The 12,346-nt window shown below is 74.9% G+C and carries 12 protein-coding genes; 10 read left to right on the top strand and 2 right to left on the bottom strand.

All coding sequences use genetic code 11. The features are described 5' to 3' along the window. Positions 1-8 precede the first annotated feature (8 nt). A complete protein-coding gene (locus O7612_RS17155) occupies positions 9-1,070 on the top strand; it encodes a zf-HC2 domain-containing protein (protein ID WP_282265499.1) in 1,062 nt (353 codons plus the stop codon). 95 nt (positions 1,071-1,165) lie between these two features. Here O7612_RS17155 and O7612_RS17150 read toward each other — a convergent pair whose 3' ends face one another. Both O7612_RS17150 and O7612_RS17145 read right to left on the bottom strand, forming a co-directional pair. Next, positions 1,166-1,585, bottom strand: a complete 420-nt coding sequence (locus O7612_RS17150; protein ID WP_282265498.1) for a DUF4913 domain-containing protein — start codon at positions 1,583-1,585, stop codon at positions 1,166-1,168. Between the two features lie 166 nt (positions 1,586-1,751). Further along, positions 1,752-2,552, bottom strand: a complete 801-nt coding sequence (locus O7612_RS17145; protein WP_282265497.1) for a transglycosylase SLT domain-containing protein — start codon at positions 2,550-2,552, stop codon at positions 1,752-1,754. A gap of 186 nt (positions 2,553-2,738) precedes the next feature. Here O7612_RS17145 and O7612_RS17140 point away from each other — a divergent pair, with 186 nt between their 5' ends. From O7612_RS17140 to O7612_RS17100, 9 genes are all read left to right on the top strand, one after another. Continuing rightward, positions 2,739-3,272, top strand: coding sequence for a hypothetical protein (locus tag O7612_RS17140; RefSeq protein WP_282265495.1), 534 nt, complete (start codon positions 2,739-2,741; stop codon positions 3,270-3,272). Beyond that, the gene (locus tag O7612_RS17135; protein WP_197700034.1) at positions 3,269-3,595 is read left to right on the top strand and encodes a hypothetical protein; all 327 of its coding nucleotides are present in this window, start codon (positions 3,269-3,271) and stop codon (positions 3,593-3,595) included. Before O7612_RS17140 ends, O7612_RS17135 begins: the two co-directional genes overlap by 4 nt. Before the next feature lie 115 nt (positions 3,596-3,710). Then, a complete protein-coding gene (locus tag O7612_RS17130; protein ID WP_282265491.1) occupies positions 3,711-4,073 on the top strand; it encodes a hypothetical protein in 363 nt (120 codons plus the stop codon). Then, on the top strand, positions 4,070-4,783 hold the full coding sequence (locus tag O7612_RS17125) for a hypothetical protein (protein ID WP_282265489.1): 714 nt from the start codon (positions 4,070-4,072) through the stop codon (positions 4,781-4,783). Before O7612_RS17130 ends, O7612_RS17125 begins: the two co-directional genes overlap by 4 nt. Continuing rightward, on the top strand, positions 4,783-5,979 hold the full coding sequence (locus tag O7612_RS17120) for a hypothetical protein (protein WP_282265487.1): 1,197 nt from the start codon (positions 4,783-4,785) through the stop codon (positions 5,977-5,979). The genes O7612_RS17125 and O7612_RS17120 overlap by 1 nt, the downstream gene beginning before the upstream one ends. A gap of 70 nt (positions 5,980-6,049) precedes the next feature. Beyond that, entirely contained in the window at positions 6,050-7,543 is a 1,494-nt protein-coding gene (locus O7612_RS17115; protein WP_282265485.1) for an SCO6880 family protein, read from the top strand. Next, complete coding sequence (locus O7612_RS17110) at positions 7,540-9,276, top strand: ATP/GTP-binding protein (protein ID WP_282265483.1); 1,737 nt, start codon at positions 7,540-7,542, stop codon at positions 9,274-9,276. Before O7612_RS17115 ends, O7612_RS17110 begins: the two co-directional genes overlap by 4 nt. After that, positions 9,273-11,066, top strand: coding sequence for a type IV secretory system conjugative DNA transfer family protein (locus O7612_RS17105; protein ID WP_282265481.1), 1,794 nt, complete (start codon positions 9,273-9,275; stop codon positions 11,064-11,066). The genes O7612_RS17110 and O7612_RS17105 overlap by 4 nt, the downstream gene beginning before the upstream one ends. 63 nt (positions 11,067-11,129) lie before the next feature. Further along, a complete protein-coding gene (locus O7612_RS17100; protein ID WP_282265479.1) occupies positions 11,130-12,206 on the top strand; it encodes a hypothetical protein in 1,077 nt (358 codons plus the stop codon). Positions 12,207-12,346: the final 140 nt, after the last annotated feature.

Raw genomic sequence — 12,346 nt, 5'->3', positions numbered from 1 at the left:
AGGGCGTGATGCGCACCGGCGGCGAACATCCCACCGCTGAGCATGCCGCCCTGGCCCTCTACCTGCTCGGCGCGCTCGACGAGGCCGAGCGGGTCGCTTTCGAGGCCCACCTGGCCGGTTGCGGGGAGTGCCTGTCCGCGGCGGGGGAGATGGGCAGCGTGACCAGCGCCCTCGGCGGGCTGGACGCCGCCGACTGGGACGACCTGGGTGGCCTGCCGGAGTTCGTGCCGCCTGCGGAGCTCACCCCACCTTCGGGCCGTACCCCGGTCCCGTCCGCCGGTCTGCCGCCGTCCGTCGCCCCCGACACCCCGCCCGGCGGTGCCACTGCGGACGCCGGCATGGTGGCCGGTGCTTCCGGCGCGGCGTCCACCGTTGCCGGCGCGGCCTCCGGCGGCCGGGTCGGGGACGGCACGGCCCCCGGCACCGACGTCGACACCGGGGCGGAGCCATCTCCGGTGGAACCGGCGTCCACCACCGCCGGCGCGGAGCCCGGCACCGGGGCGACCCCGACCTCGGCAGGGGGGACCACCCGCCGGGGCACCGGTCCGCGTGCCGCCGACACCGGCCGTCCGGCCGGGAGCCGGCCGGCGGGCAGCCGCCCCGGAGGCGGCGGACCGGGGACGACGTCCGCAGCGGCCGGCACCCGACCCGCCGACCCGGCCCGGCGTCGCCGGCTGGTGCTCTGGAGCGGGGTGGCCGCCGCCGTGGTGGCCGTCGTCCTGGCCGGTGGGGTCGCGGCCGTCACCGGGTTCGGTGACCGCAGCGGGGTGGTGCTCACCGCCACCGGCGAGGCGCCGGCCCAGGGGGTGAGCCTCTCCGTGGCGATCACCACCGACGAGGGGACCGGATCCACCATCCGGATCACCGCGACCGGTCTGCGTCAGGGTCTGCGCTACCGCCTGTTCGCCGTCACCCGCGACGGCGTCACCCACGTGGTACGCGACTGGACGGCCTCCACCGGGCCGCAGGAGGTCACCGGGGAACTGTCCCTGCCGGTCGCCGACCTCGCCTTCGTCACGGTGGGGCTGGTGGACGGCACCGCGATCGTCACCGCACCGATCTCCCGCTGAGCCGCCCCCGCCCCTGACCCGGCCCCGGTCCGCCCGGCTCGATCCCTGCCCCCTCCCGGCACGGCTCGGTCCCGGCCCGGGTCCGCCCGTCGCCGTCAGTACGGGTCGGTGTGCGGGACCTCCTTGGCCCGGTGCGCTCCCCCCTTGCACCCGGCGAACGGGCCGGCCGGGTTGCGTAGGCTGTTCAGCACCGGTTCGAGGTAGTCGCGGTGCCAGTTCGCCGGACCGCACAACCCGGCCTCCGGCCCGGTGAGCTCCTGCCAGGCCAGCCACAGGCCGTGCAACTGCGCCACCGCCTCGGGGTGCCGCCACCACTGCCCGCACCAGGGCGCGGCCGAGGAGACCTCCCGGGCGTACACCGGTACCAGGAGCAACCGGACCCAGTTGCTGAGCAGCGTCAGCTCCTCGGTGTACTCGTCGTCGCGCAGATAGAGGATGAACGGCGAGGTCGCCGGCGGGTCGTCGCCCGGCGACCCGTCCTCGGCGGGGCGTTGCTCCTGCTGCGTCACCGTCATCGGGATCTCCTCGTCGGTCTGCCGGTCGGATCAGGGTCCGCCGGTCGTTTGGCGGTCGGTCGGGTCGCCCCCCCCCGGGGCCGGCCGGTGGTCGGGGAGCCGGCTCGGTCGCCGGTGGGTTCGGCACTGGATGGCTCGTTCGCCGGTGGGTTCGGCGCTGGGTGGTTCAGTCGCCGGTGGGTTCGGCGCTGGGCGTCGCGGTCGGCGGGAACGACGGCGGTGGGCCGCCGAGCCCCTGGTACTTCGCGAACAGGGACCGCACCTGGGCCAGGTAGAGCTGCGCCTCGTTGGTCGAGGGGACGCCGCCGGCCCGGCGTACCTCGTCGATGCCGACGGCGTACGCGGCGAGCGTCAGATCGAGCACCTCGCCGATCGCCTGCCCGTCGTCGAGCAGGGACTGGGCCTGTCCGGCCAGCGCGCAGACGTGGGCGGCCTGGGCCGCGATCGAGTCCTCCTCGTCGGTCGCGTCGGTGTCGCCGTCGTCGTCGGTGTCCTCGCCGTACTTCGTGAACACCTCGGGTGGGAGTTGGGAGATGCCCTTCTCCCCGTTCGCGCCCACCTTCGCCGGATCCCACCCGGAGGCCACCTCGATCTGCGCGGCGATCACCACGGGACCGATCTGGGGACAGGTCTTCCCGGCCTCCTCGATGCTGTCGGCGAGCCCCTCGGGCACCTGGTCCGGATCGAGGGTGCCCTTGCCGTCGCCCTGCGCGGCGGCCAGCGAGTCGTCGGCGGCGCTGACCGGGTCGGCCGAGCCGCCACCACCGAAGAGCAGGATCAACGCGACCAGCGGGGCCAGCAGCACGCCCAGCGCGCCGATCACGAAGACGCCGGCGGCGCCGATCACCCCGGCCACCGGGGTGGCCAGGCAGCTCAGCCCGGCGGCCACGGCCGCGCCGATCAGGGCCGCGGTGCTCCGGTTGGACTTCTGCGTCGGCTCCGCGCCGTCGTTGTCGGACGCTGCCATGTCGCCTCCCAGGCTGATCGCCACCGCTGTGGAAAAAGTTCGTGCTCGGCGTGAACCGGGGGGCGGGAGCCCCCGTAGAGGCGTCCGTCGACCGCCCGGCCCGCCGTACAGACGGAGCCGGACCCGGGGTGGTTCAACCGGGACGCCGACGAACTGGATCGACGTTCTTGCGAGGAGGTGGGGTGCATGGGGTCCGCGACGACGGGGGGCCTGGCAGCACGGGTGCCGCCGGGGCCGACGTCCGCCCGGCCCGGCCCCGGGCCGGGCGGACCGCCCCGACGGTCGCTGTCCGAGGCGGGGCTGGGCTGGATCGCGGCGCACGGGGGTGCCGGCGCGACGACGCTCAGCCGACTCTTCGGCGGCACCGACCTGGGTTGTCGGTGGCCGGACGCGGCTCGCGCGGAGCCGGCCACGGTGATGCTGGTCGGCCGGACCGACGCCGAGGGTATGCGGGCGGTGTCCCGGGCGCTCAACGCCCTGCGGGAGGGCCGGCACCCACCCGGGATGCGGCTGGTCGGCCTCGTGCTGCTGGCCGACGCCCCGGGCCGGTTGCCGCCGCCGCTGGCCCGGCGGATCCGGGTGCTGCGCTCGGTCACCCCGGTGCACCGGGTGCCCTGGATACCCGCCTGGCGGCTCGGACAGCAGCCGGCGCGCACGCCCAGGGCGCTGGAGAAGCTCCGGGCGGCGACCGGACTGGCCGGGGACGGGAGGACGTCGTGACCGTCGACCACGGGCTGTTCACCCGGCTGCCGGTGCTCGGGCCGGCCGGGCCCTCCCCGCTGCCGGCCTTCACCCCTCCACCGCCCTACAACCCGGCCGGCGGCGCGGCGGACGACCTGTTGAACCTGCTCGCCTGGGGGGTCAGCGCCGCCGGTGTCGCCGGGCTGCTCATCCTCGGCATCTCGATGGCCGTCCAGCTCAACCGGGGCGTGCCCGGGGAGATGAGCGAACACTTCCGTGGGGCGGCGTTCGTCGCGCTGGGCTGCGTGCTCGGCGCGACCGCCGGACCACTCGTCATGTTCTTCGGCGACCTCGGACTCTGAGCCGGATCGCCGCCGGCCGACAGCGCATCCCGCACTGCCGGCCCGTCCCACCCCGTCACCGTCGGGGCGTCGTCGACGCGTCCGACGCTGCCCCCTGCCCGAAGGAGCCGTTCCGATGTCGTTCACGAGCCTGTCCCAGCACGCCGCGGCCTACCTGGTCGCCCGTCTCCCGATGGCCCCGGACCCGACCCCCGCCGGGGGCGGTGGGATCAACCCGACCCCCAACGCACCGGGCCAGCTGACCGGCCTGGTGAACAAGCTGCTGGGCCTGATCGCCTGGGCCGGCACCGCCGCCGGGGTGGCCGGCGTGCTGATCACCGGCACGATGATGGCGATCTCGGTGAAGCGGGGGGAGAGCTCCGAGCACATGTCCCGGCTCGGCCTGGTGCTCGGTGGCTGCATCCTGGTCGCCGTCGCCGGCCCGCTGGCGAACTTCTTCCTCGGTGGCGCCGGCACCACCGCCGGGCAGCCACAGTGATCGGCGGGCGAGGCCGGTCCCCGGCGGACCCGCCGTTCTGGACCGAACGCGGCTGGCTCCTCTCCGTGGCGTTCCTGGCCGGGATGGCGCTGCTGGCGGCGGTGGCCTGGGTGTCCTCCGGCGGGACCGGGCAGACGCCGGTCGACCCGGTGGGCCGTACCGCCGCCGAGCAGGTGGCGCAGTGCCCGCCCCGGCCGGTGGTGGCGGCGGGACCGGCGGTGCCGCCGGCCGACGTCACCTGGCGGACCCTCGACGGCGGGGACCGGGTGCCGGTCTCCGCGACGCAGGGGCCGTCGCGCACCGCCGACGGGGTGCTCGGCTGCTTCGCGCACACCCCGATCGGTGCGGTGCTGGCGGCGCACGCCGTGCCCACCCAGCTCGGTGGACCGGCCTGGCGGGCCGTCACCGACCGGCAGGTGCTGCCGGGACCGGCCCGGGACGTGCTGGTGGCCCGGCTGGAGGCCGCCGCCGGGGTGGTCACCAGCCGTGGTGGCGGCAGCTACGCCGGCTTCGCCCTCGCCCGCTACGCGGCCGACACGGCGCGGGTGCAGCTGCTGGTCAAGACCGGTGCCGGGGGATACGTGGCGACCCTGGTCGAGCTGCGCTGGGACGCCGGGGACTGGAAGTTGGTGCCGTCCCGGGCCGGGGTGGTGCACGCCTCCATCGGCACGGTCACCGGCAGCGCCGGCTACACCCTCTGGAGGAAGTGATGGGCGGGTGTTCCCCCCCGAGTCCGCTCGACATCATCACTGGCTTCTTCTCGTTCCTCGCCGATCCGATCGGCACCCTGGTCCGGATGATCGCCAACCTGATGCTGGCCGCCGCGATCTCCATCTTCGCCGAGCTGAGCGCCTCGGTGCCGACGCTGGGCACCACGACCGAGGGCGGCCCGGACGACGTGCCGAGCCTGATCAGCGACCAGATCGAGTGGGTCGTGACCTATCTGGCGATCGGGTCGGTGCTGTTCGCCGGTGCCCGGATGGCGATGGAGCGCAAGGGCACCGCCGGGCGGACCGCGTTGCAGGGCTTCCTGCGGGTCATCCTGGTCGCCGGGGCCGGTTCGTGGGTGGTGGGCCGCGCGGCCAGCCTCTCCGACGGCTTCTCCGACCACCTGCTCAGGTCGGCGGCCATGGAGGTCGTGATGGGGGTGCCGTGTGTGGACAACGGCTCCACCATCGAGTCGTTCCTGCTGCTGGTGCTGGCGTTCCTGCTGCTGATCGCCGCCATCGTGCACGTGCTGATGCTCTACCTGCGGCTGGGCGTGATGACCATCATGCTCGGCACCCTGCCGCTGGCCGCCGCCGCGTCGATGACGAACTGGGGGGCCGGCTGGTGGCGCAAGCACATCGGCTGGACGGTGGCGTGGCTGCTCTACAAGCCCGCCGTGGGTCTGATCATGTTCTCCGGCGCGGAGATGCTCGCCGTCGGCAGCCGGACGCAGAACTCCTCGCACATCCGGATCGCCGGCATCGGCGTGCTGCTGCTGTCGGCGGTGGCCCTGCCGGCGCTGCTCAAGATCGTGGTGCCGGCCACGGCGGCGCTGGGCACCGGCGACCCCACCGGGACCGCCGTCTCGGCCGCCGGGGGCATGGTCGCCTCCGGGGCGAAGCGGGTCGCGGGTTCCGCGCTGTCGCAGGGCGGTGGCGGAGGCGGCGCCCCGTCCGGGGCTCGGGGACCGCAGGGCCGGCGGGGCGACACCGGCGGGCGGGGCCCCGCCGGCGGCGAAGGGCGCACCGGCCGTACCGGTGGCGCCGGTGGCGGCAGCGCGGCGGCCGCGGGTTCCGCGGCCCGGCTGGCCGGACCGGTCGGGGTCGCGATCGACGGGGCGCACCGCGCGGCCCGGACCGGTCGGAACATGGCGGCCGGCACGGTGTCGGGCGCGGACGGCGACGCCGGACACAACTGACGGCGCGGGCCGACGACCGCCGGGGAGAGCCCCGGCCGGGCCGTCGGCCCGGTGAGACGAGGGAGAGACGATGTCGACGGAAGCGACCATCGAACCGACGTACGGCAACTGGCGTCGACCCCGTCGGGCCGGGCTGGGTCCACTCGGTCTGGTCGGCACGGTCGGGGTGTTCGGCGGGCTGGTGCTGGTGCTGCTGGCCTCGCTGGCGTCGCTCCAGGCGGCCCTGGTGGTCGGCGCACCGCTCGTGGTGGCCCTGCTGCCGATGGCGGTACGCACCCAGGACGGCCGCAACCTGTACCAGCTCCTGGCGTTGCGCGTCGGCTGGTCCCGCCGGGTGGCGCGGCGGGAGCACCTGTACGTCTCGGGGCCGCTGTCGGCCCGCCCGGGTGGCCGGTTCCCCCCGCCCGGCCTGCTCGCCGGGGTGCTCGCCCGGGAGGGCCGGGACGCCTACGACCGGCCGTTCGGGGTGCTGCACCACCGCAGCCGCAACCTGTACACGATCGTCCTGCGCTGTGAGCCCGACGGCGGGTCGCTGGTCGACCCGGAGCAGGTGGACACCTGGGTGTCGCTGTGGGGCGAGTGGCTGTCCCGGCTCGCCCACGAGCCGGGGCTGCGGGGTGCCTCGGTGGTGGTGGAGACCGCCCCGGATCCGGGTACCCGGCTCGCCGCCGAGGTGCTGCCCCGGCTGGACGCGGCGGCTCCCGCGGCGGCCCGCGCCGTGCTGGAGGAGGTGGTCGACGACTACCCGTCCGCGTCGTCGGAGATGAACTCGTACATCACCCTCAGCTACGCCCCGGTGGGCGGGGCACGGCGCGATCCGGAGGACGTGGTCACCGACCTGGCCATCCGGGTGCCCAGCCTGCTGACCGGGCTGATCGGTGCCGGCGGCGGCGTCGCCGAGCCGCTGTCGGCCGAGCAGATCGCCGAGGTGGTCCGGGTGGCGTACGACCCGGCGTGTGCCGCCGAGGTGCTCAGCGTCCGGGCCGAGCACGGCCGGACCGGGCTGGAGTGGGCCGACTGCGGGCCGGTCGCCGCGGTCGAGTCGGTGGACGCCTACCAGCACGACTCGGGGGTCTCCCGGACCTGGCTGCTCACCCTGGCCCCCCGGGGCACGGTGCGCTCCAGCGTGCTGCGCACCATGCTCGACGCCTCGGCCGGAACCCGGCGCAAGCGGGTGGCGCTGCTCTACCGGCCGATCGACCCGGCGACCTCGGCCCGGATCGTCGAGGCGGACCGGCGGACCGCGCAGTTCATGGCCACCTCCGGGCGGGGCATGGTGCAGGCCCGGGCCGCCGCCGAGGTACGCGCCGCCGAGCAGGCCGCCGCCGAGGAGGCCACCGGTGCCGGGTTGGTGGAGTTCTCGCTGATGCTCACCGTCACCGTCGACGACCGGTCCCAGCTGGACGACGCGTCGGTGCTGGTCCGCAATATGACCGGGGCCACCCGGATCGCGATGCGACCGGCCCACCGGATGCAGGCGGCGGCGTTCAGCTGCACCCTGCCGACCGGAATCCTTCCGTGGGAGCAGACCGTGCTGCCACACGAACTCCAGGAGGCGATGTGACCGGCCTACCGGCACCGCGGGTGGACGGGCTCGGCGCGGGTTGGCCGGCCGGGACCTCGGGGGCGCGGACCGCGCTGACCGGGCTGGTCGGCGACCCGGACGACGAGGCCCCCGCCCCGCCGAGGAAGACCCGGCCGCCACGACCCCGCCGTGAGCTGCCCGTGCCGACCCGGGGCTGGGAGGGTGCCGGTGGCGGCCGGGTCGGTTACCTCGACGCGCCCACCATGTGGCGGGCCACCACCGTCCAGGCGTGCGGGCTGTGGCCGTTCTCGGCCGGCTCCGGTGCGCCGATGTCCGGGGTGCCGCTCGGTCAGCACCTGTTCACCGGTGCCACGGTCTGCGGGGATCCGATCTCCTGGTTCACCCGCGCCCGGTACATCTCGAACCCGTCGCTGTTCATGCTGGGCATGCCCGGCCTGGGCAAGTCGACGCTGATCAACCGGATGGCGGTGGGCCTGGCCGCGACCGGCGTGGTGCCGCTGGTGCTCGGCGACCTCAAGCCGGACTACGCCGACACGGTCCGGGCGCTGGGCGGGCAGGTGATCCCGATCGGCCGGGGCGTCGGCGGGATCAACGTGCTGGACCCGGGGGCGATGGGGTTGGCCGCCGAACGGATCGGCGGCCGGGCCGGCCGGGCGCTGGCCGCCGAGACGCACGGCCGGGTGCTGAACATGGTGGCGGCGCTGCTGACCATCGTGCGGGGCCGGGCGCTCGACGACCACGAGCAGTCGGTGCTCTCCGCCTGCCTGCGGCATCTGCGGGACCGGACCCCGCAGCACCGGGCGCCGCTCTTGCCGGACCTGCTGCGGGTGTTGGAGGAGGGGCCCGACCGGGTCCGCGCGGTGACCCTGGACCGGGGCCAGGAGAGCCGCTACCGGGACGCGGTGGATCCGCTGCACCGCTCGTTGCTGGGCATCCTCGACGGCGCGCTGGGCGACACCTTCGGCTCGACCACCTCGACCCGGATCGACCCGGACGCCCCGGCGGTCTGCATCGACATCTCCCGGATCGGGGAGTCGGACACCCAGCTCACCGCGGCGGCCATGCTTGCCGCCTGGTCCGAGGGCCTGGGCACGGTCGCCGCCTCGCACGCCATGGCCGACGCCGGGCTGGCCCCGCGCCGCTGGTTCTTCACCATCCTGGACGAGCTGTGGAGGCCGTTGCGGGCGGCCTCCGGCATCGTCGACCGGATCGACGCGCTGACCCGGCTCAACCGGTCGCTCGGTCTCGGCGACGCGAAGATCACCCACACCCTGAAGGACGCCGAGGCGTTGGGTTCCGACGCCGACCGGGCCAAGGCGCGCGGCTTCGTGGAGCGGGCCGGGATCGTCGCCTGCGCCGGCCTGCCGGCGGCGGAGATGACCGACCTGGGCCGGGTGATCGGCCTGTCCAAACGGGAGATCGAGCTGGTCTCCTCCTGGTCGTCGCCGCCGGGTTGGGCGAGCACCGGCAGCGACGAGGAACCACCCGGGCGGGGCCGGTTCCTGATCAAGGTGGGTGGTCGGCCCGGCATCCCGATCCGGGTGTCCATCACCGACACCGAGCGGCGGCTGCACGACACCAACCAACGCTGGGTGCAGAACGGGTACGCCGCGCAGCAGGCCGCCGAGCGGGCGGCGGCCCGACAGGCGGTCTTCGAGGCCGAGGCGGAGCTGGGCAACCTGGCCACCCGGCCGGAGCTGGCCCACCTCGCCGACGAGGCCGTAGCGGGCGGTCCGGGGTGGCGGGGATGAGCCGGATGTCGTCGGGTGCCCCCCGCGGGGCCGACCTGTTCTTCTGGGCGTTCTGCCTGGTGGTCCTCGCCAACGCGGCGCTGTTCACGGTCGCCTGGCTGGGCGGCACCCTGGGTGCCGCGGTGACCGGGCACGGCTGGCACCCGCCGCCGTTCACCCTCGGCGCGTACCTGGCGTTGGTCTCCGGTGACATCGGCACGCTCTGGCCCGGTGTGTCGCCGTACGCCGTCTACTCCGGGATGCTGGTGGTGGCGGTGCTGGTCGTGGTGCCGGCGGTGACGGTCGGGCGCGGGCTGCTCGACCGGCGCGGGCGGGGCGTCGGGCTGGCCCGGGTGCGCGACCTGGCCCCGCTGACGCCCGCCGGGATCGCGGCCCGCGCCCGGGAGCTGCGTCCCTCACTGGCCGGGGTGCGGCAGTTGGCCCCGGACGAGACCGGCAACCTGCTCGGCGACCTCGCACCGAACGGCCCCGAGCTGCGCTCCTCCTTCGAGGACGTGGAGCTGGACCTGATGGCCCCCCGGGCCGGCAAGTCCACCGGCATCGCGGTACCCCGGGTGCTGCGGGCCCGGGGCGCGGTGCTGCTCACCTCCAACAAGTCCGACGTGTACGCGGTGACCCGGGCCGAGCGGGAACGCGTCGGTACGGTGTGGACGTTCGATCCGCAGGGCATCGCCCACGTGCCCCGCCGGATGTGGTGGGACCTGCTGGCCGACTGCGTGACCATCGAGGGGGCCCGCCGGCTGGCCGGGCACTTCGTGGCGTCGGTCAACGACGACACCGCCAAGAAGGACTTCTGGATCTCGGCGGCGCAGAACACCCTGACCGCGCTCTTCCTGGCCGCCGCCCGGGGGCGGGCACCCGTCGCCGAGCTGCTCGGCTGGCTGGCCGACCCGGCCGACCGTACCCCGATCGACCTGCTCCGCGACGCCGGGATGGCGGCGATGGCCGAGCAGCTCCAGGGCACCGTACGCGGGGCGGTGGAGACCCGCGACGGCATCTACGAGACGGCCCGGCAGTGCGTGGCGTGCCTGCTGGACCCGGAGATCCTCGCCTGGGTGTCCCCGGACCCCTACCTGCCGCAGTTCCGCCCGGAGCGGCACGTGCTCGGCCGGGACACCCTCTACCTGCTCTCCAAGGACGGGGGTGGCTCCGCCGCCGGGGTGATCGCCGGCCTGGCCGACGCGACCCTGCGGGCGGGGGTGGTGGCCGCCGAACGGATGGGGGGCCGCCTCGACCCGCCGATGACGGCGGTGCTGGACGAGGCGGCGAACGTGTGCCGGATCTCCGACCTGCCCGACCTCTACTCGCACCTCGGATCCCGGGGGATCAACGTGGTGACCCTGTTGCAGAGCTACCGGCAGGGGTCGCGGGTCTGGGGCGAGGCCGGGATGGACGCGTTGTGGGGTGCGGCCACCATCAAGCTGCTCGGCGCGGGCCTGGACGACGCGGACTTCGTGGAGAAGGTCTCGAAGCTGGTCGGCCAGCACGACGTGAGCACGGTCAGCGTCTCGCGCAGCCGGGACGGTTCGTCCCGGTCCACCTCGTACCGGCAGGAGCACGTGTTGCCGCCGGACCGGATCCGGGCGTTGCCGAAGGGGACCGCGCTGCTGCTCGCCACGGGCATCCGGCCTGCGGTGATCAGGCTGCGGCCCTGGTACAAGGAGCCGGACGCGGGTCGGATCTCGGCCCAGGCCCGGCAGGAGGTCGCGGCGATCACCGAGCGGGCCGCCGGCAGGGCCACCGCGACGCCGTGGCAGGCCGGCTGGCGAGAAAGTCCGACCACCGGCTGAACCGGTCGTCCGGACCGTTCGTAGAGGGCGTGTCAACCGCTGGTCGAGCACTGAGGAGCGCAGGTGTCGTCACCCCATCAGAGGCCGTGGGGCGGGACCGGAAGTCCCACCGGCAGCGAGGGCAACAGCATCCACTACCCACCCACCGAGAACGAGTACGGGGAGGTCAGCTACACCCCGAGCAACTACAGCCAGACCAGCTACGGGCCGGTCAGCTACACCCCGAGCAACTACAGCCAGGACGCGCCGAGCGGCTCGTCGGTGGCGTCGGGCTACGGCCAGTACGGCGCGGCCGACTACCAGGACCTGGTGGTCCAGCCGTACGGAGCGGCCGATCATCAGACCGACGTGGTCCAACCGCACGAATCGTCGAACTCCTCGGGCCGCAGCAGCCCCGGCCCGGGGGACTCGATCAGCATCCAGTGGAGCGAGCAGGAGACCAGCGAGCACTCGTTCGACGGGCAGAACCGGTTGATGACCTGGGCGCAGCAGGCCGGTCAGTGGATCTACGAGAACGACGAGAAGATCGTCAACTTCGTGTCGCTGGTCGCCTCGCCCGGGGTGCAGGGCAGCGCCGGCCTGCGGGGCAACGCGGTGGCCAACAGCGTGGGCCTGGCCCTGGCCGCCGGCCCCGGCATGTACGTGGTGGGCAAGGAGGTGATCAACTCGCTGCGCAGCGGCCAGCAGGGCGACCTGGTCCGGGCCGCCTACGGCGCGGTGGCCGCCGCCGGCGCGCTCACCTGGGGCGTCGGCTACGCCCCGGGTCAGGACGTCACGTCCGGCAACTCCGGGGCCATCGTGCACGGGGTGGGCTCCGGGCTCATGGTCACCCGCGGCCCCCGGGAGCAGCCGAGGCGCTCCCACCAGGACACGGAGTCCCGTGGGGAGATCGCCGACACCGCCAGTTCGCACCGCAGGAGCGGGACCACCTCCCGTGATCACACCTCGCGCAACCACACCTCCAGGGGCCACACCTCGCGCGACCACACCTCCCGGGGCCACACCTCCCGCACCACCGGCCGCGACAGCGGCTCGTCCCACGAGCCGGCGAGCCGGCGCAACGGCACCGACCGCACCCGTGACCAGCACCGGCGGGGCGGTGGTGGCAGCAGTGGTGGCGGTGGCGGTGTCGTCCGGTAGCACCCGCCGGTCGTGACCGCCCTTGTCGGGGTGCCGCCGTCTCCCGGGACGTGGACCCGGCGGCACCCCGACGTCGTGGCGGGTGGGCGGGGGCATACCCCGCCCCCGGCCCGCCCCAGCACCCGCACCGGCCGTCGCCG

The organism is Micromonospora sp. WMMD987, from assembly GCF_029581435.1.
Classification (GTDB): domain Bacteria; phylum Actinomycetota; class Actinomycetes; order Mycobacteriales; family Micromonosporaceae; genus Micromonospora; species Micromonospora rifamycinica.
The sequence above is the reverse complement of the archived record's forward strand: the minus strand, read 5'-3'. Positions and strand labels throughout refer to the sequence as shown.